General features: G+C 70.6%; 20 protein-coding genes, 1 tRNA gene and 1 pseudogene. 16 read left to right on the top strand and 6 right to left on the bottom strand.

Annotation, left to right across the window (positions count from 1 at the left end; all coding sequences use genetic code 11):
* The coding region (locus BL253_RS22870) for a DUF6444 domain-containing protein (RefSeq protein WP_241835026.1) at positions 1-314 on the bottom strand (314 nt) is incomplete at its 3' end.
* Between the two features lie 124 nt (positions 315-438).
* On the opposite strand from BL253_RS22870, the gene BL253_RS22865 reads away from it, so the two are divergent.
* Complete coding sequence (locus tag BL253_RS22865; RefSeq protein ID WP_076819167.1) at positions 439-729, top strand: helix-hairpin-helix domain-containing protein; 291 nt, start codon at positions 439-441, stop codon at positions 727-729.
* A gap of 284 nt (positions 730-1,013) precedes the next feature.
* Here BL253_RS22865 and BL253_RS22860 read toward each other — a convergent pair whose 3' ends face one another.
* Positions 1,014-1,412, bottom strand: a complete 399-nt coding sequence (locus BL253_RS22860) for a DUF6069 family protein (protein WP_198946365.1) — start codon at positions 1,410-1,412, stop codon at positions 1,014-1,016.
* A gap of 155 nt (positions 1,413-1,567) precedes the next feature.
* On the opposite strand from BL253_RS22860, the gene BL253_RS22855 reads away from it, so the two are divergent.
* From BL253_RS22855 to BL253_RS22835, 5 genes are all read left to right on the top strand, one after another.
* Positions 1,568-2,737, top strand: a complete 1,170-nt coding sequence (locus BL253_RS22855; RefSeq protein WP_081438585.1) for a sensor histidine kinase — start codon at positions 1,568-1,570, stop codon at positions 2,735-2,737.
* Positions 2,734-3,387, top strand: a complete 654-nt coding sequence (locus tag BL253_RS22850) for a response regulator transcription factor (RefSeq protein WP_274535239.1) — start codon at positions 2,734-2,736, stop codon at positions 3,385-3,387. Before BL253_RS22855 ends, BL253_RS22850 begins: the two co-directional genes overlap by 4 nt.
* A gap of 406 nt (positions 3,388-3,793) precedes the next feature.
* Positions 3,794-4,303 carry a hypothetical protein gene (locus BL253_RS39490; protein ID WP_081438584.1) on the top strand — a complete coding sequence of 170 codons (510 nt, stop codon included), beginning with the start codon at positions 3,794-3,796 and terminating at the stop codon, positions 4,301-4,303.
* 881 nt (positions 4,304-5,184) lie between these two features.
* Positions 5,185-6,420, top strand: a complete 1,236-nt coding sequence (locus BL253_RS22840; RefSeq protein ID WP_131831550.1) for a hypothetical protein — start codon at positions 5,185-5,187, stop codon at positions 6,418-6,420.
* Complete coding sequence (locus BL253_RS22835) at positions 6,417-7,538, top strand: DUF3592 domain-containing protein (RefSeq protein WP_076819164.1); 1,122 nt, start codon at positions 6,417-6,419, stop codon at positions 7,536-7,538. The genes BL253_RS22840 and BL253_RS22835 overlap by 4 nt, the downstream gene beginning before the upstream one ends.
* 419 nt (positions 7,539-7,957) lie before the next feature.
* Here the strand turns inward: BL253_RS22835 and BL253_RS22830 are convergent.
* Positions 7,958-8,033, bottom strand: a tRNA-Lys gene (locus BL253_RS22830).
* Positions 8,034-8,464: 431 nt separating this feature from the next.
* On the opposite strand from BL253_RS22830, the gene BL253_RS22825 reads away from it, so the two are divergent.
* Positions 8,465-9,439, top strand: coding sequence for an MFS transporter (locus BL253_RS22825; protein WP_076819163.1), 975 nt, complete (start codon positions 8,465-8,467; stop codon positions 9,437-9,439).
* Positions 9,440-9,746: 307 nt separating this feature from the next.
* Positions 9,747-10,523, top strand: coding sequence for a peptidoglycan-binding protein (locus BL253_RS22820; RefSeq protein WP_076819162.1), 777 nt, complete (start codon positions 9,747-9,749; stop codon positions 10,521-10,523).
* Positions 10,524-10,599: 76 nt separating this feature from the next.
* Here BL253_RS22820 and BL253_RS22815 read toward each other — a convergent pair whose 3' ends face one another.
* Both BL253_RS22815 and BL253_RS22810 read right to left on the bottom strand, forming a co-directional pair.
* A complete protein-coding gene (locus BL253_RS22815; protein ID WP_076819161.1) occupies positions 10,600-11,034 on the bottom strand; it encodes an SRPBCC family protein in 435 nt (144 codons plus the stop codon).
* 158 nt (positions 11,035-11,192) lie between these two features.
* On the bottom strand, positions 11,193-11,432 hold the full coding sequence (locus BL253_RS22810; protein WP_131831549.1) for a hypothetical protein: 240 nt from the start codon (positions 11,430-11,432) through the stop codon (positions 11,193-11,195).
* A gap of 63 nt (positions 11,433-11,495) precedes the next feature.
* On the opposite strand from BL253_RS22810, the gene BL253_RS22805 reads away from it, so the two are divergent.
* The 4 genes and pseudogenes from BL253_RS22805 to BL253_RS43945 all read left to right on the top strand — a co-directional run bounded on the left by BL253_RS22805 (position 11,496) and on the right by BL253_RS43945 (position 15,316).
* On the top strand, positions 11,496-12,986 hold the full coding sequence (locus tag BL253_RS22805) for a DUF4407 domain-containing protein (RefSeq protein WP_241835025.1): 1,491 nt from the start codon (positions 11,496-11,498) through the stop codon (positions 12,984-12,986).
* Positions 12,987-13,895: 909 nt separating this feature from the next.
* On the top strand, positions 13,896-14,315 hold the full coding sequence (locus tag BL253_RS22800) for a phage holin family protein (protein WP_241835024.1): 420 nt from the start codon (positions 13,896-13,898) through the stop codon (positions 14,313-14,315).
* Positions 14,291-14,371, top strand: a pseudogene (locus BL253_RS43950) (DUF3618 domain-containing protein); the annotation flags it as partial. The gene BL253_RS22800 and the pseudogene BL253_RS43950, both read left to right, overlap by 25 nt.
* A 597-nt stretch (positions 14,372-14,968) precedes the next feature.
* On the top strand, positions 14,969-15,316 hold the full coding sequence (locus tag BL253_RS43945; RefSeq protein WP_241835029.1) for a hypothetical protein: 348 nt from the start codon (positions 14,969-14,971) through the stop codon (positions 15,314-15,316).
* A gap of 320 nt (positions 15,317-15,636) precedes the next feature.
* Here BL253_RS43945 and BL253_RS22790 read toward each other — a convergent pair whose 3' ends face one another.
* Positions 15,637-16,863 carry an ABC transporter ATP-binding protein gene (locus BL253_RS22790; protein ID WP_076819158.1) on the bottom strand — a complete coding sequence of 409 codons (1,227 nt, stop codon included), beginning with the start codon at positions 16,861-16,863 and terminating at the stop codon, positions 15,637-15,639.
* 401 nt (positions 16,864-17,264) lie between these two features.
* On the opposite strand from BL253_RS22790, the gene BL253_RS22785 reads away from it, so the two are divergent.
* From BL253_RS22785 to BL253_RS22770, 4 genes are all read left to right on the top strand, one after another.
* On the top strand, positions 17,265-18,566 hold the full coding sequence (locus tag BL253_RS22785) for an extracellular solute-binding protein (RefSeq protein WP_198946364.1): 1,302 nt from the start codon (positions 17,265-17,267) through the stop codon (positions 18,564-18,566).
* A 408-nt stretch (positions 18,567-18,974) separates the two neighbouring features.
* On the top strand, positions 18,975-20,186 hold the full coding sequence (locus BL253_RS22780; RefSeq protein WP_076819156.1) for a carbohydrate ABC transporter permease: 1,212 nt from the start codon (positions 18,975-18,977) through the stop codon (positions 20,184-20,186).
* Positions 20,183-21,112, top strand: coding sequence for a carbohydrate ABC transporter permease (locus BL253_RS22775; protein ID WP_241835023.1), 930 nt, complete (start codon positions 20,183-20,185; stop codon positions 21,110-21,112). Before BL253_RS22780 ends, BL253_RS22775 begins: the two co-directional genes overlap by 4 nt.
* A complete protein-coding gene (locus BL253_RS22770) occupies positions 21,109-22,560 on the top strand; it encodes a GH1 family beta-glucosidase (RefSeq protein ID WP_081438583.1) in 1,452 nt (483 codons plus the stop codon). The genes BL253_RS22775 and BL253_RS22770 overlap by 4 nt, the downstream gene beginning before the upstream one ends.
* Positions 22,561-22,565: the final 5 nt, after the last annotated feature.

The following is a 22,565-nucleotide window of genomic DNA, read 5'->3' as shown; positions in this document are numbered from 1 at the left end:
ACCATGTTCCGCGTCTGCCCCGGCTCGCCCGGCTGCTTGCCACGGGGCCGGCCCGACGCCGTCCGCGACGACCGCTTCGGCGCCTTCGTGAACGGGCTGTCCGACGACGGCGGACGCGACGACGTCGAACTGTCCGTCCCGAGCCGGCGTTCGAGCTCCGCGACCCGCGCCGCCAACTCCTCGGCCCGCGCGGTCAGCCCCTCGATCAGCGCCGCCTGCCGTTCGATCAGCGCGGCCTGCCCGGCGATGACAGCCACCTGCTCCGCGACCAGACGCTCAAGCTCCTCATAGCTCGGCCGGCCCGCGGACTCCACCCCCGCAACCTAGCCGATCTTGCCCCGCCGCCCGACAACCAGGAGACCGATCACCACACAAGATCCGGAAGACAGCCGCTCAACCGAGCTGAACAGCTACGCGGTCGGAGCAGACGATCTGCCCGTGATCTCCTTGGTGAATGTGGGCCGGGCGGTCGGTGCCCGCTTCGAGGCCATCGGGATCCATACCGTCGACCAGCTCGTCGGAGCTGATCCGGTCGAGGTGTTCGCGCGGATGGAGGAATACGCCGGGCGGCCCGAGGATCCGTGCCTGCTCGACACCGTCTTGTCCGCCGTCGACCAGGCCGAGGGCCGTCCGGCCCGGCCGTGGTGGAACTACACGGAGCGGCGTCGTGCCCTGCTGCGGGACAGGCGCGACCCGCGCGGACATGTCAGCCCGGTGGTGTCGGAGTGAACGGTCCGTATCCGCTGCCGTCCCGGCCTCGGCCGCGGGGTCGGCACCAGCGGCGGGTTGGTGCAAGATCCTGAAGGGCGCACGGTTCGTCACGAGGCTCTGTCAGCGACGGGCTCTGGCCACCCGCAGGATCCACGATCTAAAACCGCGGCCGACGAGGTCGGCCCGGCCACCTTCAGCGACTTTGCCTGTTGGGGGCTCTCCGCGAGCCGGCTGGCCCTGTGGACACGGGTGGGCGCGCCGCCGGATCACCGCGGCGCGTCCTCCACTCTAGGGCCTGGTTCTTAGCAGCAGTTCCGCCGGCCGGGCAGCCCGATGATCAGTGCTGCCCCGACGGTCAGGTGCATACCGAGCAGCACGAGCCGGCTGCTGATGCCGACACCGCTGCCCAGCGGGCCGACGAGCGAGAGCGCCAGCACGATCAGCGCGGTGATCCGGAACGTCCGCACGGGGTGGCGGACGGTACGCCCCAGCAGGGCGAACAGTCCCCAGGCGGCCAGGCCGGCGATCAACGCGGTCACCACGACGGCGGCAGGGCCGATGTGCGTTGTGGTGTCGCCTCGGCGGACGGCGAGGTCGACGCCGGCCCAGGGGTCGTTGACGGCCCACAGGAGGAGAGCGCCGGCCGCTCCGGCGGCGACGGTGATCGCGCGGCCCGTACGCCGAGCGGTGGTCCGGGTCATTCTCTGGTGCATGTCGTTCGTCATGCCGTGAAGAATCGCGGCGCGGCCGTGCCGGCACATCGAACCGCGGGTCGTGGCGGCGCCCTCTTAAGGAGGGTTCGACCACCAACTTTGGCAGGTGTCGGTGCCTGGCACCTGCCGGTTAGCCTCGCCCGGTGAACAGATTGTCCCTCGGGCCGCGGGACTGCGACCGCCGCCCTGGCACCGCCGCTTGCGCCGCGGTACTGGGCGGGTCCGGCGCGTTGATCGCGCTGACGATCGTGCCCCTGTGGAGCGACCGCTCGCCCGATGGGCTGCTCGCGCTCGACCTCACGGCAGCCACGCTTGGCTGGCTACTGACGCCGCTGACGCTGTGGCGGCCGGTCGCCGCCACAGCCGTGCTCACCGTGCTGGCCGCGGTGTCGCCGGCGGCGACACCACCGGCCACGATCGGCGCGCTGCAGGTGGCATGGCACCGGCGTTTCCCGGTCGCGAGCGCGGTGACGGTGACCGGGATCGCCGCACACGCGGTCCGGGGCATCTGGCGGCCGACCGGCGGGATGTCGTACGGCTGGTGGCTGGTGCTGATCACCGTTGGCTACGGTGCGCTGCTCGGTTGGGGCGCGTGGGCGCAGGCCCGCGCGGCGCTGGTCCGCTCGCTGCGCGACCGGGCCCGCCGCGCCGAGGCCGAGCAGGGCCGCCGAGTGGCCGAGGCCCGCATACTCGAACGCCGCCAGATCGCCCGGGAGATGCACGACGTCCTCGCACACCGCCTGTCGCTGCTGGCCACGTTCGCCGGCGCGATGGAGTACCGTCCGGATTCCTCACCGGAGAAGTTGTCCCGGGCCGCGGGGGTCGTCCGGGACGGCGTGCACGAGGCGCTCGAGGAACTGCGTGAGGTGATCTCACTGCTGCGCGACGACGACCCGCCGAACGGCGACGGCAACCGCCCGCAGCCGGTGCTGGCCGACGTCCCGCGCCTGGTGGAGGAGTCCCGCGGCGCCGGCACCGAGGTAGTGCTGCGCGATGCGGTGGACGATCCGGCCGAGGCGCCCCCCTCGGTGGCCCGCACGGCGTATCGGGTGATCCAGGAGGGCCTGACCAACGCCCRCAAACACGCGGCCGGCCAGCCGGTCCAGGTCGCCCTGCGCGGCGGGCCCGGCGCGGGCCTGGAGGTCGACGTCCGCAACGCGCTCACACCGGAGCGCACGACGCCGCCCGGATGGTCCGGGGGCGCCGGGCTGGTCGGACTCACCGAGCGGGTGCACCTGTCCGGTGGGTGGCTCGACCACCAGACGGTCGACGGTGAGTTCCGGCTGCACGCGTCGATACCGTGGCCGGCGTGACCCCCCTGGTGCGCGTGCTCGTCGTCGACGACGACGCACTCGTCCGCGCCGGGTTGACCATGATGCTCGACGGCGCCCCGGGCATCTCGGTGGTCGGCGAGGCCGACGACGGCGACCAGGCGTCGGCCGCGGCCGACGCACACGCCCCCGACGTCGTACTGATGGACCTGCGCATGCCCCGGATCGACGGTATAACCGCCACTCGCCGCCTGCGGGCGCGCCCACGACCGCCTGAGATCATCGTGCTGACCACTTTCGACACCGACGAGAACATCTTGCACGCACTTCGCGCTGGAGCCAGCGGCTTTCTGCTCAAGGACACCCCACCGGCCCAGATCGCGGCGGCGGTCCGGCAGGTCGCGGCCGGCGAGCCGATCCTGTCCCCACGGATCACTCGCCGGCTGATGGACCGGGTCGCCGTCCAGGCCGGCGCGTACGCCCAGGCCAAGGCCACCCTCGCGGTGCTCAGTCCGCGCGAGCGCGACGTCGTGGTGGCGATCGGCCAAGGCCGCAACAACGCCGAGACAGCCATCGCGCTCGGCATGACCCTGGCCACTGTGAAGACCCATGTGTCGCACATCCTGACCAAGCTCGACCTCGACAACCGCACCCAGATAGCGCTCCTCGCCCACGACGCTGGCCTCGCCTGACCGATCCACGCGGGGCCCACCTACTCCAGCTGGCGGAGTGCGTCGACCTCCAGCTGGCGGAGTGCGTCGACGTCGCCTTGGTATCCAGGCGCCGTGGTCACTCTTCGCCACATGTGACGGAGCGGTTCTACGCCCATCTGCTGCGCCCGGCGGGCCAAGCCGCGGCGGCGAAGTGGCCAACGCGGTGCCTCGCGCGACACGGCGTGCCCATCCTGTGCCCATCCAGGATGACGATGGCGGACCAGTCGAATCATGAAATACCGGCGATGGCGCAACGATGCAGGTCACAGGCCTGTGAACGGGTGGACCCTGTGTACCAGCATCCGAACCGCTCGATCTTGGTTGCTGGCCCTGAAATCACTGTCCGATCGGTCGCTACCCGGGCCCTGACGAGGGGCGATGCCCGGTGACCGCGCCGACCGTAACATCATCTACCGAATCGAACGGGCGTTCCGTAAACCTGGCGGTTCCGGACGCTTCGGCCCGTCTCGTGACCGTCGGACCGCTACTGCTCATAGGCTGGGCGGAGGTCGGCCCGAGCCTCCTCTATGCCATGCAGGCCACGGAAAGCGCCACGCCGCGTGTGGATGCGCAGATCGGAGACGCGCTGGCCGGCAGGGCAATTGCGGATCGGCTGTCAGTCGCCACCTCCGAGGATGGGAGAACCCGAGACCAGGCTCTCGTCGCGGGTTCAGCCTGTGCTGCGGACCAGAGTGAGGCGCGTAGCCAGGATCTCCTCCATCGAGCGCGCGCCGAGGACGTTCTGCACTGGCAACACCATCGCCGCCCGATCTCCGCCGAGACCCTGAGGAAAAGGCTCCACGTCGGCTCGGACACCGCCCGCGGGCTCGTCGCCCAGCTACGCAGCAACACCCACGTCGCCCTCGACGGCCGCAGCGGCACGGCGACAACGTAGATCGACCGGCCGGACCAGAGCCCGACCAGGCCGGCTCGAGGAAGCCGGCCTGGTCGCGCTCACGATGCGCGCCCTGCCTGCGATCCGCCCTGGCGGACAGACCACGGCCCGCGCTCACGCGCCGGCGAAGCGCCCGCTACCCGATCGCAGGCCTGTCAGCTCCCATCAGGTCGGGCGTCGCCTCGGGGACAGGCACCGACTCCCGGCGTGCTGACAGCCCCCGGGATGCGGCGGCTGTCAGGAGTGCCCTGGCGCCGGGGGTGAAGGCCCGTTCGGGGGCAGCGCGGCCTGCTGATGCGCAGCGGAAGGAAGTTGCCCCGGTGCGGCCGGCGGCCTACTTTTCGTCCGGTATGCCGGGAAGCCTGGTCGGCGGTCCTGTCCTTCATCGCCAGCTCCGGGAGGCCCGATGCCCAGCCGCGCGCTCCTGCCGGGGCGGCCCGAGACCTGACTGGCGGCGACAGCCGTCGGCCTGCTGCTCGTCGCGTTCGCGTTGCTAGAAGGGGTGACGTCCTGGCAGGTGCTCGTGGCGCGGGCGGCCCGCACGTGGCCGCGGCGCTGGCCGGAGTGATCGGGGCTTCCTCGCGCACAGTGCGGCGTCGTCGACCCTCGGCGCAGTTCTCGCGTCGCTCGGCTGCGCATTCGCCGGTGCCGCCGTGGTCATCAACGGCTGGGCCCTCACCGTCGGAGCGCCGCGAAGGTGAGACCAGCGGCCGGCTCCGTTCCCCTTGCACCGGTTCGACCGGAGTCCTATCTTCATGTCCGGTGTGCCGGGAAGTCTGGTCGGCGTTCTTGTTCGTCGTCGCCAACTCCCGGAGGCTTCCATGTCCCGCCAAGCCGAACCTGCTCGTGCGCGAGCGGCCGACAGTGTAAGCCCGGCCGTGGTGACCGCCCTGGTGGACTCGCTGGCCCCGGGCCGGGTCCGGCGTCGGTCTTCGACCGCCGAATGGGCGCTCGTCGTGGCGCTGCTGATCCTGGGCGACCCGGGCGTCCTTGCCGTGCCAGCGATCCTCGTCGTCGGCTGGCTGGCGCCGCTGGGCATAGGGTGGCAGTGGCTGGCTGTCGGCTGGGCCATCCCGATGGCCGGCTCCCTCGCCTCGTCGGTTCTCGGCGTCCTCCCGGACCGGCCGGTCCCCGTCGGGAAGCTGCCGGGCCGTGCCGTGCTGCCCGAGCAGGAGCCCACGTTGTGCGCGCTCGTCGCGCGGGCCTGCCAGCGCCTAGACCTCACCGAGCCGGTGGTTGTCCGGATCACCCCGATCGATGCCGGCCTGGTCCACACGAAGATCGACGGCCGGCCGGCGTACGGGCTGCTGCTCGCGCTCCACCACGTCGTCTCGTTGGGAGAGCCTGCGCTCGCCGCGGTCGCGACCTGTCTGCTGGCCGACCGGACGGTCGCCGCGCCGCGCCGTGACCGGTGGCTCGGCGGCGCGTACCGGATGCTCGCCCTCAGCCTGGACCGGCCGGTGCACCTGCCGAAGGCGCTCTGCGCGCCGGCCGCGCGGGCGGGGCGCGCCGTCGCGTGGCGCCTCGACCTCGACGCGGACATCCGAGCCGCCGGCACGGTCGGTGCCCTGGAGCTGCGGGACGCGCTCGCCCGGGAGATGCTCGCGGACGCGGCCCTCGGCGTCCACGGCGAGCAGTGGTGTGACGCGCTCGCCCTCGGCCGCCCGATCTCCGTCGGCACGGCGCACCTGGACGACCTCTACGACGCGATCACCGCGACGCTGGCCGACCCCGTGCTCCGCGCGGGCCTCGCGGCAACCGCCGATGAGCAGATCGCCGAGTTGCTCGCCGACAGGTATGTCCTGACCGTCGACCCGCCGCTGCCGGTGCGCCTGCGCGCTCTTGGCGCCCCGGCATCGGTTACCGCCCTCACCGATCTGGTCGCCGCGCAGTTGCCGGGCGAACCGGCCCCGGCCCCCGTGCCGCTGGAGTCGATGGCAGAGCTGTGCGCCTTGGGCACCCGTGCGATCACCGACGCCGCCACCACCTACGACCGGCGCTCGCTGCTCGCCCGGCTGCGGGCCCGCCGCCGGCTGCGCTCCCGCGGTCGCGTGCTCGCCACCACCAACGCCCAGCCGGCCGTGGGCGGCGGCACGGCCACCGAGACGTCCCGATGAGCCCGGCGCTGCGCCGCGGGCGGCCCGAGCTGCGCGTCGCGCTGCTGGCGACCGGCAGCCTGATCCTGGCGACGGCGCTGATCACCGCGCTGCTGCAGTGGCGCCTCGCCGTCTACCGGGCGCAGCGCGCCCACGCCACCGTCGCCGCGACCGGCCAGATCATCGAGGACGGCCTCGGCAGGGACCACGACCTGATCCACGTGCGCTGGACCGACCAGGCCGGTGACGACCACGTCGGGTCGTTCAGCACCGACGACACCGGCCGGTACCACCACGGCGGTACCTACCCGCTGACCTACGACCCGCGCCACCCGTCCCACGCCTTCGCCGCCGACCAGGACGAGACCGCCCGCGAGGACAACCTCATCGTGCCGTCGATCCTCTCCGGGCTGGGCGCGCTCGTGATCGCGCTGTGGTGGTCAGGCCGCGGCCTGTGGTTCCTCGCCGCCACGCGCCGGCCCGCCCGGCCGATGACCGCCGTGATCTACACCGGGGACCGGAGCGACATCCCGGTGTCCGGCGGACCTGGCAGATGGGTCCGGCTCTCCGAGCCCGGCGTGCCCCTCGCCTCCCCCGCGGCCCGCTGGCAACGGGTGATGTGGAACCCGAAGGCCGACGAGCTGCCCGCGGGCACTACCGTGACCGTCCACGGCGACCCGGCCCGCTGGCCCCGGGTCGTCGTCGAGCTACCCGACGGGACCAGGCTGGTACCCCTGAGCCGCACCCGCGGGAAACTCAGCAGAAAGCTGATCGTCCACGAGATCGGCGCGGCCGGTAGCGGCCTCGCGGCGACGGTCAACACGCCGGGCTCCCTCGCCGGCGTCGGCCTTCCCCCGCACGCACAGGCCGTCCCGGCGCCGCACCCGACCGGCGTGACCTGGCCGTCGGCCGTCGCCGCGTCCTCGGCGGGCGCGACGCCCAGACCGAGCCGCGCCCGCCGCGCCGGGCTGTTCGCGCTCGGCGGGGCGGTCCTCGGCACCGGCGCCGGCACTCTCGCCGCGGCCGGCGAGAGCAGCGGCTCCGGCATCGTCGTCGCCGCCCTGTTCGGCACGATCCAGATCGCCGCCCTCTTCGTGCACCGCTGGGCCGTCGCCGGCGGCGCACCATCGACGCCCTGACCACCGCGAGCTTCAGGCGACAATCGCGAATCCGCCGTGACGGCATGATCTCAGCCATGTCGCCACCCCTCGACAGGTCGTGGCTCGTCCTCGCCAGCCACCAGACCTTCGAGGCCGATCGCTGCGTCGACATCTCCCAGCGCCCCGACGGGACGCCCGGATCACCTGACAGGTGAAACCGTCCGCCAGGAGAACAACGCGGACGGATCACCTCGCAGCGAAAACCTGAGACTCGGGGCGCGCGATTTCCGGTCCCGACACCCGCGAGCACCGCTACGGTTCGTAACCGCCTTGCTTCGCARCCATCAGGGGCTCGAACCGCACACCCAAGCCATCGACCTGCGCATCTACACCGCCACACCCACCACGATCAAATCACCAAACCTATTTGCCCAGGTCAGAGGACCTGCGACGCAGCGTGGTGGGCCGTCAGGGACTCGAACCCTGAACTCGCCGGTTAAAAGCCGGCTGCTCTGCCAATTGAGCTAACGGCCCGCCGGCTGATCGTACCCGGACAGGTCGGGGTGCTGGTGGCTTCGTGTGCGCCCAGGTCCGGCGGCGCGTGGGCTGACCCGACGGCCCGCGTGACGGTACAGGCGGAGGCCCTCTCTCGTGGGGCCTTCGTCAGGCGGGGCGATCTTTGGCGCAGTGGCCGGTTCGTTCTCGTCCAGGCCGGCGATCGACGGGCGAGCCGAGATGCGCGCCGGTGATGTTCGCCGGCGCCGTTCCCGACCGCGGAGCGGCCGGATCGCGGGCCATCCGCGGGGGTCGCGACCGGTTACTGCCCTGCCTACTCCTGCTATCTACTGTCCGTGAACATTGTTACCACTCTGTGTGCACGGGGGGCTACCCGTTCGGGCGGATCCGGTTAGTAGCCGGGATTTTGGGCACCGACCCGGCTGAACTGATGTGGAGGGAGCCGACCGATGAGCCTCACCGGAGATACCGGATTCAACCGTGCCAGAGGGAGCTGGCGCATCCCACGAAGCCGCGGCGCCATCGCAGGACTGCTGCTGATGGTCCTGGGTGCGTGGGGTGCCCTGATCCCCTTTATCGGTCCCGCCTTCAACTTCGGGTTCGGCGGGGCTCAGACCTGGAACTGGACAGCGGCGCGGTTCTGGCTCGAGGTACTGCCCGGCATCGCCGCCTTCGTCGGTGGTCTGATGCTGGCGGCCAGCGCGAACCGGGGAACGACGATGCTCGGCGCGTGGCTGGYGATCGCGGCCGGCGCCTGGTTCGTCATCGGTCCGACCCTGGCGACGCCGTGGCACCTGGGCGATCTGGGTACTCCGATGGGCAGCACCGCCCGGCAGGCCACGACCTGGCTGCTGTTCTTCTACGCGCTCGGCGCCGCGATGCTGTACCTGGCGTCGACCGCGCAGGGCCGACTCAGCGTGCGCAGCCTCCGCGACATCGAGCACGCCCAGATGCGTGCGCAGCGCAGGGCGCTCGCGCGTGAGGCTCATCGTGAGACCCATGGCGGCCGCGGCGGGCTCTTCGGTGGCGGCCGTGGGCGGCAGCCGGAGCGTGAGCCGGAGCCGGAGCCGGCGCGGACGGGGCGCGTGGACCGCGACGAGAGTGTCGCCGCGGCCTCGACCGGTCGCACTGCGCGTAACCGGCGGGCCGAGGAGCGGGACGTGTACCCGAGCGACTCCGCTCGCACCGCCTCGTCCGACCGCGCCGAGAATGTCCGGACTGACCGGGCGGACAAGGCGGAAGGCGTGACGCGGCGCGGCGATCGGACGGCGACCACCGAGCACGACGTCTACCCGAGCGACAGCGTCCAGGCCGACGATGCCGCGCGTGGCCGTCACGAGGGGCAGCACGAGGGATTCGGCGGGAAGATCGGCCGGACCCTTGCCCGGCACGGTATCGGTGGTGGTCGGCAGCACCAGGACTGACGGCCATCGGGCGAGTGGGGCCGGTCGTGTGAAGGTCGCCCCAAGCGCCACGACAACGACAAGGCCGGATCAGGACCTCATCGGTCACTAATGGCAGTGGCCATGGTTCCCAGCGGTCCCTGTCGGAGCGGTGAAGCCGCTTCGACAGGGACCGCGCCCTGTTTGGGGTGTCAACCGTCGTCCGTCGTCCGCTGGCCTCGGAGGCCGGCTGATTCGCGCATTCGGGCACGAAGGGCACGAGCCGCCCCTAACCTTGCCGCGGAGACCGGCCGCCGGCCGGGCGGTGAGGACGAGGGCTGGGGCGAGCGTGACGACACCCGAGAAAGTGCGTGTCGGTCGGGGAGGCTGGCCATCGGACGGCCGGGGCGGGACAGTCAACGCCGCGGGCGACGGGTTCGGGGCCTACTACGGCCTCGGCGCCGGCGAGCGGGCCCCGGAAGGCAGTACCGCGGATGACATCGCGGCGGTCAAGGCCGGCGTGAAGGYGATTCAGCGGGCGTTGAACTGGCACCAGGCGACCAAGACGCCTATCCCCACCGACGGGACGTTCACCTCGACGACCCGCAACGCGCTGATCGCGTTCCAGCAGCAGAAGCAGCCCACCATCAACCGGGGCATGTACATCCCGACCAGCGAGCGCAGTCCACTCGGACTGGTCCACAAGGAGACGTCGTACGCCCTTTTCATGCCGATCGCGGACCGTTACGCGCTGAAGTACACCGTTCCTCGCGGATTGCTGCGCGGGATCACGAYGATCGAGAGCAACTGGGATCCGGGCGCGATCGGCTACTACACGAACTCCGACTTCGGCCTGTGCCAGTGGAACACCACTCTGCCCGGCATCACCAAGGACAACGCGCTGGACCCGTACTGGGCGCTCGACTCCACTGCACACGCGATGCGCGACCGGATCGACTCGGACCGGTGGGCGAAGAACTGGATCTACGTGATCGCCGCGCACAACGTGCCGACCTGGGCCGCCGACTGGGCCCAGGGCAAGCTGTCGGCGAGCAATCCCGACGACAAGCCCAAGCTCGACCGGATGACCGGCTACGTCACCAACGTCCTCGCGCGCGTCTGGTAGGCCGGGCAACGCGTCTGGTAGGCCGGGACGAGAAGTGTCTCCCCGGGCCAAGGCCGGCCCGGCCCGTTCCGGGAGGTCAGACGCGGGTGGCGAGGTTGGCGAGAACGGCGGTCCACAGCTTGCGGACGCCGATCGGCGCGAAGGTCCGCTCGAAGAACCCGCCGACGCCGCCCGCGCCCGTCCAGGTCGTCGTCACCGTGACGCGGCTGCCAGCACCCTCGGGAAGCACCCGCCAGACCGTCCGCAACGTGGAGTTCTGATCGGCCTCGACCAGCGTCTGCGCGTCCGGCGCAGTCACCTCGGCGGCGACGTCACGGATCCGCTTCCTGGTCGCGTGCCACCGGTATGAGATCCGGGTACCCGGGCCTTTTCCTCCGGCCAGCACCTGGTAGTCGGTGGTGTCCGCCGGCAACAGCTGAGGGCGCGTCTCCACGTAGTCGGACACCAGCTCGAGTACGCGACCGGGCGCGGCGTCGAGAGAACGCTCCACCACGATGTTGATCTGCCCCATCTGTCCCGTCCTCCGTCCAGCCCCGGCGCCGCGCGGCGCGGGAGCACCGATGCCGCTGGCCACGCGGATGCGCACCGTGGCAGACCCTGCTCTTGTCGCAGACGTTAACGAGCCGCTCGGGACGTCGCCCAGCCGGCGGGCATCCTCGCCTACCACCGCTACCACAGCGTCCAATATTGAATGCGGAGAGTGACGATGGCGGCTATGGTGCCGGCATGGACTCCGGCGGCGAGCGGCTGCGCGGCGGTGAGCTCGTCGATGGCTCCTCCGGCTCGCGCGCGCCGTCGGGCTTCGACGACGAAGCCGACCGACATGAAGCGGACTGGTACGAAGACGGCCACCGCGAAGACGACGGCCACCGCGAAGACGACAGTCACCGCGAAGACGACGGTCACCATGAAGACGGCCGTTACGAGGTCGGCCAGGAAGACGGTCTTTACGAGACAGACCGACATGAGGCCGTGCGGTCGTCGACGGATTCTTTCGTAGCCGAACGTTACGAGCCAGCTCGGCGCCACGAGGCGGACGGTTCGGCGTTCGATGCGGGCCCGGCCGAGCCGACAGGCTCCCGGCCGCCGAGGCGCCCACGGGCGAGCATCCGGCGGACGATCGCGAACCTGCTGATCGGTTGCACCGGCGCCGACCACCGGGCGGTCACCGAGCGGGACCGGTCTCGATTCACCAGCGCCGGCGCGCTGATGCTGCTGACCGCGGCGCTCGCTGCCTACGCGGGCGCCTCCGTCGCCGCGTTCGGCTTCGGCACCTCGACGCTGGCGGCGTTGCCGTACGGGCTGTTCTACGCGGCGTTCATCTTCTTCATCGACCGTTCGGTACTGCTCACGATTCGGCCGCTGCGGGTGAAAGGAAAGGGAGACAAGGAGGACATCCGTCCGCGCCGGTGGGTGTCGACTGGGGCGATAAGGATCTTCATCGCGGTCTGCGGCGCAATCCTGGTCGGCGAGTCGCTGCTGTTGCGGTTCTTCGACTCGTCGATCGAGCCTCGAGTCGCCGAGTTGCGCCAGGAAGAACTATCCGGCGTCCTCGCCGCCTGGGACGACAGCCAGCACACCGCCGAGGCGCGGCTCACGACGGACCTCGCCGACCGGCGCGCGCAGCTGACGGCGGCCGAGAACCTGGTCACGTCCAAGACCGGCGAGGTGAACTGCCAGCTCACCGGCGGTGACGGGTGCCTCGGCGGCCGTGGGCCGGTCTACCAGGTGAAGCTCGGCGAACTACGGGCCGCCACGGCGCAGGTGCCGAAGCTGCGCACGGAGCGTGACGCCGCCCAGGTGCGGCTGGACGCGTTCCGGACGAGCCGTGATCAGCGTCGCGCCCAGTACGCCGACGCCCAGTGGGGCCAGATCCGGGGCTCGAACGACCTGCTCATGCGTGAGAAGGGCTTCTGGAGACTGACGGCCGACGACAATTCGGTCAAAGCGTGGCGTTTGCTGCTCAGCCTGCTGATCCTCGGTATCGATCTTGCTCCGCTGCTGTTCAAGCGCAGCCTCGACCGGACGTCGTATGCCCGGGTGGAACGCGCGGCCCTCTGGGAAGGCGAAACCAACGAGTTCGTCGACGCGTACCAGCTGAACCGCAACGCGAGGGCACGCCGCGGCCGGGCCGGCGACGTGGCCGAGCACATGGCCGCCCGATACGAGGAGTACGCGCTCGCTCGCGAAGAATTGCGGCTGGCCACGTCGCTGGACGACGACACCGCCGAGGCCTCGCTCCGGCGCGAGGAACGGTGGCTCGGCCATGAGCGCCAGGCCGCCGACCTGCGCCGGGCACACCGGCTTCCGGCCACCGTCCCGCCGCCGGCGGCTCCGCCTGCGAGCCTGTCTGCCGCCGTGCCGACGGAAACAACTAGCACGGACGACGCCAGCTCGCCTGGGTCGTCAGGGGTCCCCTCGTCACGCCGCAGACACGACGCGGAGGACACGGAAGAGGCTTAACTCCTCGCCTGCCGGGCATCGACCCCGCGCCCGTCTCCTCGAGCTACTTGGACGCAGGGAGGCAGCATGACGAGGTCGCGACGGTCGAAGTCGACTGGGACGGTGCCTCCTGATCTCGAGGAGCGCCCGTACAGCGAGGACCTGGGTATCRGGACCGAAACATCGGATACATCGGAACGAACCGGCACATTTAAAAGAACGGATAGTCCTGAATCGGTCGGGAATTTTGATCCTGCCGGCTCGTCGCGAGGGACGCGAGGAAGCAGTCCGATGGACCTGTCCGGGCGCGCGGCCACGAAGCGTCGCCGTCCCACCGCACGGACGGGGCCGGTGGACGAGCCTTACCCGGCGGACTCGGATCTGGCGGGCTTAGGCCCGGAGCCGCATCGAGACGGCCCAGGCGGCTCGGGCCGCCTCCAGACCGACGATCCGTACCCCGCCGAGCCGGCGCACGACCGCGTAACGGGTACAGGTGCAGACATGGGTACTGGAACTGGCGGGTACGTCGACGACGCCGAGGTGTATCCGGAGGCGACAGACCGGGCGACCGGGTCCAGGCGGAAAGGCCGTGACACCTTCCGCGACGACCGCCTCCGTGACGACCAGCCAAGGAGCGACGACCAGCGAACGAGYGGCGAGCGCCGGGGCGGGGACTCGTACCGTAAGCCGTTCCCCGACACATATCCGGAAGCGTCCCGCGTGTCAGCCCGGTCCGTCTCCCAGACGTCCGCGGTGACCGGGACCAGCGCCGGTGGCCCGCCCGCCGGTGAGCCGATCATCACGCCGGTCGGGGAGATGCCGGAGAGCGTCCGGGCATCGGCCAGGAGCCCCAAGGGCGCGACGGCCGTCATAACTCCGACTTCCGCCACGACGGCGACGCCCGCCACGACCGCGAGCTCTACCGCGGCCGTGACCGCGTGGCCGGATGGTTCGACGACCGAGATCAAGCGGACCCGCCCATCGGCGGGACAGCTTGTCTCCGGGGTCGCGGCCGACATGTCGACGCTTATTCGCAAGGAAGTGGAACTCGCCAAGGCGGAGGTCCGTCAGTCGGCGACCCGGGCGGGCAAGGGCGCCGGAATGTTCGGCGGTGCTGCCGGCGCCGCGGTCTTCGCGGTGCTGTTCCTGCTGCTGGCGGCGATGTTCGGCCTGTCGGAGGTGATGGCGCTCGGCTGGGCGGCACTGATTGTCGCCGCCATTCTGCTGGTCTCGGCGGCGGTGCTCGGTCTCGTCGGCAAGCGAACGGTCAAGAAGGTGCATCCCGCGCCGACCCAGACCGTTGAGACGCTGAAGGAGGACGTACGGTGGGCGAGCGGCCTGAGGAAATAAGGTCCGAGATCGAAGAGACTCGGGACCGGATCAGCGCCGAGATCGACGAGTTGACCGACCGGTACAGTCCGGGCCGGGTCGCTGGTCGCAAGGTCCACGGCGCGCGGGACGCAGCCGCGTCTATCCGGGCGAAGGCGGGCTCCGGCACCGCCGGGATGAGACAACGGCTGACCCTGCGCGGTAGCGGCCACCTCGGCGAGGGCCACACGGGTAATGGCGAGGCGGGGACGGCGGGCSCCCGCCTTGCCGACGCGGACTATCGCGGTCAGCGAGAGACTCGGAAGGCTCGGCGCCACGGAGGAGCTGGCGATGACAAGAGCCGCGGCCGTTTCTTCCGGTCCCATCGGGGCGTCGGTGAATCGGAGCGGGCTGAGGACGCCAGCGACGCGTGGATGACCGGAACGCCAAGCTATGAGCCTTATCCGGCAGGACCCGCCGGTGATGGCGGCTACGCGGCCAGCCAGCCAGAGCGCGGCTCATATGCAAATGCCGGGGCGGGACAGTACTCGCCAGCATCATCGGAGCGGATATCTCGCTCCGCCGAGGCCGGCGGTGCCACGTCCCGGCCGGTTCGCTCCACGACCGGAGACGCCGGGGCCGGCATTCATGGAACCGGAGAGATCTCACGGCCGAGCCAACCCGGCACAGCGGGCATGGATGAACCCGTCCCGACGACCGGATCTCGCGCCGGTGAGCAGGACCTGGCCGCGGGGCGCGAGCGTGCGCCGCGCGGACGGGCCAAGGCCGGGCATGTGACGACCCACAAGATTCACAAGATCAAGACGGATGGCCATGGCCGCGAGATCGGTCTGGCCGGCGCGTCCGTCGCGATGGCCGCCGTCGGCGCCCGGCTGGTGCTGCACGCCGGCCACCGCGAGACGATGCTGTCCGCCGCGGCGGACAGCACGCGTCCCTACAGACGGCCGGATGTTCCAGCCCGCGCCGTCGGCGCGGCTTCGCGGAAGGCGACCGAGTCACGGCGGTCACGAAGGCCGTCGTGACCAGTGGCCAGTGACCAGTGACCGGTGGCCGATGACCGGTGGCCGATGGCCGATGGCCGGTGGCCGGTGGCCGGTGGCTAATGCCGTGCCCGCCAAAGTTGGTCCGCCGTGCATGATCGCTGGTAGTGCTTTCCGCGGCCGTGATCAAGGCCGGATCTCGACCCCGGGAGGGCGGAAACGCCGGTCATGTTCTGGGTCGAGTCAGGGCGAACCTCGGCGGGGCTGGCACTGGTGGTCAGGCGGCGGAGTAGCCGGGCGGCGAGGGGGACGGACGGCGGTTCCGCCTGCTCGGGTAGGCGGAACCGCGGACGTCCGCCCGCTCAGGCCGCGGGCGCGGCAGCTCCGGCGGCCGAGGGRGCCAGCGACTGGGTGGCGGTGCGCAGCGTCGTGCCGGTCTCGGCGTCGAACAGGTGCAGACGTTCGGCCGCGACATAGAGCGGCAGCCGCCCACCAGTGGTGATAGGGGTGTGCGGGTCGAGCGCCGCGGTGAACCGGTGCTTCTCCGGGTCGGTGGGCAGCTCGTCGTCAGCCGCGATCAGTGCGTGCGCGGCCTGGGCGGCGGCGCCGCTGACCGAGCCCGTGACCATCTCCCCGTGCGCGAGGGTCTCGGTGCCGAGCCGTTCGACCAGGTCGATATCGACCTGGAGGTCGAGAGCCGAGCCGTCCGGCGGTTTGATCTCGACATCGTGCGGGCGCACGCCTACCAGGATGTCCGGAGTGCTTGAGGCGGCGACCGCGGTGGCGATGCTCGCGGGCAGGACCAGCGTCTGGCCGCCGACCCGCAGCGCGGTCTGGCCGTCCTCGGTGGTCAGCGTGCCGGGGATGAGGTTGGTGGGTGGGCTGCCGATGAACGCCGCGACGAAGACGTTGGCCGGGCGGGAGAACAGGTCTTCGGGAGTGCCGAGCTGCTGGAGCCTGCCGTCGTGCAGGACCGCGATGCGGTCGGCCATGGTCATGGCCTCGATCTGGTCATGCGTGACGTAGAGGGTCGTGACGCCGAGCGTGCGCTGGATCCGGGCGATCTGGGCGCGGACCTGGGTGCGGAGCTTCGCGTCGAGGTTCGACAGCGGTTCGTCCATGAGGAAGGCCTGTGGCTCACGGACGATCGCGCGCCCCATCGCGACCCGCTGCCGCTGGCCGCCGGACAGGGCCTTCGGGCGTCGGTCGAGCAGATCGGTGATGCCCAGGACCTCTGCGGCCCGCTCGACCCGCTGGTCGCGCTCCTTGCGGTGGACGCCGGCTAGCCGGAGCCCGAACGCCATATTGTTGCGCACCGTCATGTGCGGATACAGCGCGTAGCTCTGGAAGACCATGGCGAGGTCGCGGTCCGCCGGCGGGACCTTCGTGACGTCCCGCCCACCTACGAGTACCTGGCCCGAGCTTGGCTGGAGCAGCCCGGCGACGATGCGCAGCGCGGTCGTCTTGCCGCTGCCGGATGGCCCGACGAGGACGAGGAACTCGCCGTCCTCGACGGTCAGGTTGATGTGATCTAGAACCGGCCGGACGTCGTAGGCCAGCGTGACGTCGCGGAGCTCGATCGTGGACATGGGCTCCCTCTTCCCTTCCACCATGGCGGATGCGGCGGCCCGCGGCCGTCCCTGTCGGACCCAACAGGCCACCGGAGGTGACTGAGGGTCGGCGAATACGGGATGGCCGCCTCGGCTGGACGTACGAGGGAGGGAGTCCCCGGACTTCCAGGACGGGGCGTCGCGTGGCTCAGGGTTGCATGGGGCGCGGGTCACGTCCAGTCCCGGAGTGCGCCCTGTGGACGGAAGGCGGGATACGCACTGGGTATTACTGAAAGTAGCAAAGTCATATCGCTACGTGTTTAGAAACCTCAGAGCAACCGACCCTTGACAGCGACGCAACTGCGCATCACAGTTTCGAAGCCATGAGAGCGCTCACACGCGATCAGTGCAGTGAGCGTGGAAGCCAGAGGGAGGGCTTCATGAGGGCACATCGTGGCCGCTTCGCGGCTGTGGCCGGGGCGGTGGCCCTGGCCACCGCGTTATCGGCGGCAGCGTGTGGTGGAAGTGACGACAAGGGAGGTGGGGGCGGCAACGGCACGACCACGCTCCACATCAACACGTTCGGCGTTTTCGGCTACAAGGAGGCCGGCCTCTACGCGGCCTTCGAGGCCAGTCACCCCGGCGTCAAGATCGTCGAATCGATCTCGGAGTACAACGACCACCACAATGCCCTGGTCAACCACCTCGCGGCGGGCTCGGGCGCGGCCGACATCGAGGGCGTCGACGAGGGCTTCGTCGCCCAGTTCAAGGCCGAGCCCGAACTGTTCGCGAACCTGCTCGACCTGGGCGCCACCAACCGCAAGGCCGACTACCCGGAGGCGAAATGGAACGCCTTCCTGTCGCCTGACGGCACCAAGCAGCTTGGCCTCGGCACCGACGTCGGCGGCCTGGCGATGTGCTACCGCACCGACCTGTTCCAGAAGGCCGGCCTCCCGACCGACCCGGCCGCGGTGAGCGCGCTGTGGCCGAGCTGGGACCAGTTCTTCGCGACTGGCACGAAGTTCCGGGACGCCAACACCGGCGCCTCCTTCTTCGACGCGGGCCAGAACCTCTACAACGCCCAGATGTTCCAGCAGAGCACCGCCTACTACAAGCCAGGCACGGAAGACCTCGTGGTCGACACCAACCCGGCGATCAAGACGGCGTGGGACAACGTGATGAAGGCGATCGGCGACGGCGAGTCCGCCAAGCTGGTCCCGTTCGCGGACGACTGGACGACGGCCATGAAGCAGGGCAAGTTCGCCACCCTGACCTGCCCGGCCTGGATGGCCGGCTACATCAAGACCAACGCGCCGGAGACCAAGGGCCTGTGGAACGTCGCCACGGTTCCCGGCGGCAGCGGCAACTGGGGCGGCTCCTGGCTGGTGATCCCGGCCCAGAGCAAGAACCAGAAGCTCGCCTACGAGCTGATGGACTTCCTGACCAAGCCCGAGAACCAGGTGAAGGTCTTCAAGACGGTCGGCAACATGCCGTCCACCATCGGAGCCGTCAACGACCCGACGGTGCAGGGCTTCACCGACCCGTTCTTCAACAACGCGCCGACCGGCAAGATCTTCGGTGAGTCGGCCCTCAAGCTGGTTCCCCAGTACCAGGGCCCGAAGCACGGCGCGATCCGGCAGGCGATCGAGGAACACGGCATCCAGCTCGTCGAACAGGGCAAGGCGGATCCGGACACCGCCTGGAAGGACGCCCTGGCCGAGGCTCAACGGGCAGCCCGCTGACCTGGCCTTGCTAGGCCTAACCCCTGCCCCTGGACCTAGGCCCGGGCTGGGCTGGGCTGGGCTGGGCTCGGCCCGGACGGACGACCGGACGCCAGCGAAACACCGGCTCTGATCAATGCTGGCTCTGATCGTTGATCCTCCGGAAGGTCGCGCCACGCCGTCGCCAGCGGCGTGGCGCGACCCCCAGACCGGCTGCCCGGGGCCGCGGCCCCCCCCGAGATGGGCTCCCGTCCATCGGGCCCCGGGCAGCCGCTGCTCTCCCGAGCCGCCGCCCAGCGACCGGGAAGCTCGCCGCACGTCGACCAAGTCTTCTGCGAAACCCCCGCCCGCCACCGCCACCGCCACCGCCACCGCCAACCCAGCCTCATGACCACCAGCCAGCCCAGCGATCGGGTGGGAGGAGATCAGGTGACCATCACAGCACCCCCGGCGTCCGGGCTGGATGCCTCGCCACCAAGGCCGACGCGCCGGCCGAGGGCGGTCCGGTCCGCGATCCGGCGGGTGACCGGCGTGACGGCGCCGTACGGTTTCGTCGCGCCGTTCTTCATGATCTTCATCGTGTTCGGGCTGTTCCCGATGGCCTACACGTTCTGGGTGTCGCTGACCGACCGTGACCTGCTGCGGCCCGACGACGCGAAGATGATCGGGCTGCGTAACTACACCGACCTGCTGCACGACGAGTTTTTCTGGAACGCCGTCAAGAACACGTTCGAGCTGATGCTGCTGTGCACCGTGCCGCAGCTGGCGCTCGCATTGATCATGGCGCATATTCTCAATGCCCGGCTGCGCGGCCGGATGTTGTTCCGGATGGGCGTGCTGCTGCCCAACATCACGTCGATCGTCGCGGTGACGATCGTGTTCGGCCAGCTCTTCAGCCGCGACTTCGGCCTGTTCAACTGGCTGCTTGGCCTGGTCGGCGTCGGCAACGTCAACTGGCAGGCCGGCGAGTGGTCCTCGAAGATCGCCATCGCGATGATGGTGGTCTGGCGGTGGACGGGCTACAACGCACTGATCTACCTGGCCGCCATGCAGGCCATCCCGAAGGAGCAGTTCGAGGCCGCGGCGATCGACGGCGCCGGCACCTGGCGGCAGCTCTGGCACGTGACGTTGCCGGCGCTGCGCCCGACGATCGCCTTCACGGCGCTCGTCTCGCTGATCGGGCAGATCCAGCTGTTCACCGAGCCCCTGCTGTTCGACATCTCGCCGGGAAGCGTCAGCGGCGGCACCGACCGCCAGTTCCAGACGCTCGCGCTGTTCCTCTACGAGGAGGGCTTCCGGCTGCGGCACTTCGGCTACGGCTCGGCTGTCGCCTGGCTGATGTTCCTCCTGACGGTGATCCTCGCGGCGTTCGCCTACTTCCTCACTCGCGGCGGTGCCCGAATCCGAGGAGGTCCGGGCACCCGCCACTCCGGGCGCCGTGGCCGACGACGTCCCCCGCCCGGCGGATCCGCCGGCCAACCGGCCGGACGGCCCACCGGTGAGGCCGTCGCCCAATCGGCCGGTGAGGCTGCCGGCCCGCCCGCCGCGGCCGCCGCCTCCCCGGCTCCAGCTCCGGCTCCGACCCCAGGTCCGGCTCCGGCAAGCGCGAACGACGACAGCGGGCCGGGAGGGTCCTCATGAGCGTCACGATCGACAAGCCCAGCGACGCCGACGCGGCCTCCCCGCGGACCCCGGCCCGCGCCGGCGGCTGGCGCCGGCCGCGGCGATCCGTGACCCCGTCCGTCTCCGAGGACGAGCGCCGCGGGCTGTTGCGCTACCCGTTCCTCATCGTCGTCGTCCTGCTGTCGGCGTTCCCGGTCTACTGGACCTTCATGATCCCGTCGCGGACGAACGACGTCGTCGGGCAGACGCCGCCGCCGCTCCTCCCCGGTGGTCATTTCCTCGAGAACGCGCGCCGGGTCTTCGACACCGTGGAGTTCGAGAAGGCGCTGATCAACTCGCTGGTCGTCGCCGGCTCGATCACCCTGTGCACGCTGTTCTTCTGCTCGCTCGCCGGGTTCGCGTTCGCCAAGCTGCGGTTCCGCGGCCGGGGCGCGCTGCTCGCCATCGTGATCGCCACGATGATGGTGCCCGTCCAGCTCGGGATCATCCCGCTCTACATCGAGATGCAGAAGTTCGGCTGGGCGAACCACCTCATCGCGGTGATCGCGCCGACGGCGGTGACCGCGTTCGGTGTGGTGTTCATGCGGCAGTACACCGAGCAGGCCATCCCCGACGAGCTGCTCGAGGCCGGCCGCATGGACGGGTGCTCCACGTTCGGCCTCTACTGGCACGTGGTACTGCCCGGGCTGCGCCCCGCGATGGCGGTGCTCGGGCTGCTGACCTTCATGCAGGCGTGGAACGACTTCATGTGGCCGCTCATCGTCCTGTCGCCACAGAACCCCACCGTGCAGGTCGCGCTCAGCACGCTGTCCGCCGGCTACTACCGCGACAACACCCTCGTCCTGGGCGGCACGGCGCTCGGCACCCTGCCCGTTCTTTTGATCTTCGCAGTGTTTGGCCGTCAGATCATCAGTGGAATCATGGAAGGCGCGGTCAAGGGATGACTATCAGCACCGCTTCGGCCACCGGCGCCACCGGCGCGACCGGTCTGCCCGAGACCGACGAGCTGGCGGCGCGGATCGCCGGCGGCCTGCCCAGGGACTTCGTCTGGGGCGCGGCCACCTCGTCCTACCAGATCGAGGGCRCCACGGGCGAGGACGGCCGCGGCCCCTGCATCTGGGACACGTTCGCGCGCACCCGCGGCAAGACCCGCGGCGGGGAGAGCGGTGACCCGGCCGTCGGGCATTACCACCGGTACCGCGAGGACGTGGCGCTGATGGCCGAGCTCGGCCTCGGCGCCTACCGGTTCTCGGTGGCCTGGCCGCGCGTCGTTCCGACCGGGTCCGGCCCGGTGAACCCGGCGGGGCTCGCCTTCTACGACCGGCTCGTCGACGAGCTGCTCGGTGCCGGGATCGACCCCTGGCTGACTCTCTACCACTGGGACCTGCCGCAGCCGCTGCAGGACCTGGGCGGCTGGGCCAACAGGGAGACGGCCTACCGGTTCGCCGAGTACGCCGACCATGTCGCCACCGCTCTCGGCGACCGAGTGAAGCACTGGTCGACGCTCAACGAGCCGTGGTGCTCGGCTTTCGAGGGCCACCTCACCGGCCGGCACGCGCCCGGCGTGCAGAGTGCCCACGCGGCCGTCCGCTCCGTGCACCACCTGCTGCTCGCGCACGCGCTCGGCGTCGAGGCGCTACGCGCCCGCGGTGTCTCCGACGTCGGGATCACGCTCAATCTGATCCCGGCGGAGACCCCGGAGGACTCGCCGGCGGCGCGCGACGCGGTCCGTCTCGTCGATGGCCAGTCGATCCGGCTCTGGCTTGACCCGTTGCTGCGCGGCTCGTACCCGCCGGACGTCGTCGCCGACCTCGCCAGGGCCGGCGCCGAGCTACCGATCGTGGACGGCGACCTGGCACGGATCGCGGCGCCCATCGACTGGGTCGGGGTCAACTACTACTCCCCGCACATCGTCGTCTCCGGCCCCGACCCGGACCCGACGCCGATCCCCTTCGTCGCGGCCGAGAACGTCACGCGGGTCAAGTCGACCGAGGACGTGACCGCGCTGGACTGGCCGATCCGCCCGCGCAGCTTCGCCGCGCTGCTGCGCCGCCTCGCCGCCGACTACCCGGGCACGCCCTGGTACATGCACGAGAACGGCGCCGCCTACCTGGACGAGGCCGCCGCCGACGGGAGCGTGCCCGACCCGGAGCGGCTCCGGTACGTCGCGCTGCACCTCGACGTGGTGCGCGAGGTCATCCAGGACGGGGTTGACATACGGGGATACTTCGTCTGGTCGCTGTTGGACAACTACGAGTGGGCCGAGGGGTACAAGATGAGGTTCGGCGTCATCCACGTCGACTTCGACACCCTCGTCCGTACCCCGAAGACCAGCGCGCTCTGGTACTCCAGCCTGATCCGAGAGCACCGCGCCGCGAACGGAACCCTGTGACTGCT

Origin of the sequence: Pseudofrankia asymbiotica, assembly GCF_001983105.1 — a bacterium.
Classification (GTDB): Bacteria; Actinomycetota; Actinomycetes; order Frankiales; family Frankiaceae; genus Pseudofrankia; species Pseudofrankia asymbiotica.
Note: the sequence above shows the minus strand (reverse complement) of the source record. Positions and strands in the feature narration are given on the sequence as shown.

What these genes read in the sequence shown, in the direction of transcription:
- BL253_RS22860 (WP_198946365.1), bottom strand. Translation starts at nt 1,412, where the DNA reads ATGACCCGGACCACCGCTCGGCGTACGGGCCGCGCGATCACCGTCGCC.
- BL253_RS22835 (WP_076819164.1), top strand. Translation starts at nt 6,417, where the DNA reads ATGAGCCCGGCGCTGCGCCGCGGGCGGCCCGAGCTGCGCGTCGCGCTG.
- BL253_RS22815 (WP_076819161.1), bottom strand. Translation starts at nt 11,034, where the DNA reads ATGGGGCAGATCAACATCGTGGTGGAGCGTTCTCTCGACGCCGCGCCC.
- BL253_RS22810 (WP_131831549.1), bottom strand. Translation starts at nt 11,432, where the DNA reads ATGGTGACCGTCGTCTTCGCGGTGACTGTCGTCTTCGCGGTGGCCGTC.
- BL253_RS43945 (WP_241835029.1), top strand. Translation starts at nt 14,969, where the DNA reads ATGGATGAACCCGTCCCGACGACCGGATCTCGCGCCGGTGAGCAGGAC.
- BL253_RS22785 (WP_198946364.1), top strand. Translation starts at nt 17,265, where the DNA reads ATGAGGGCACATCGTGGCCGCTTCGCGGCTGTGGCCGGGGCGGTGGCC.
- BL253_RS22775 (WP_241835023.1), top strand. Translation starts at nt 20,183, where the DNA reads ATGAGCGTCACGATCGACAAGCCCAGCGACGCCGACGCGGCCTCCCCG.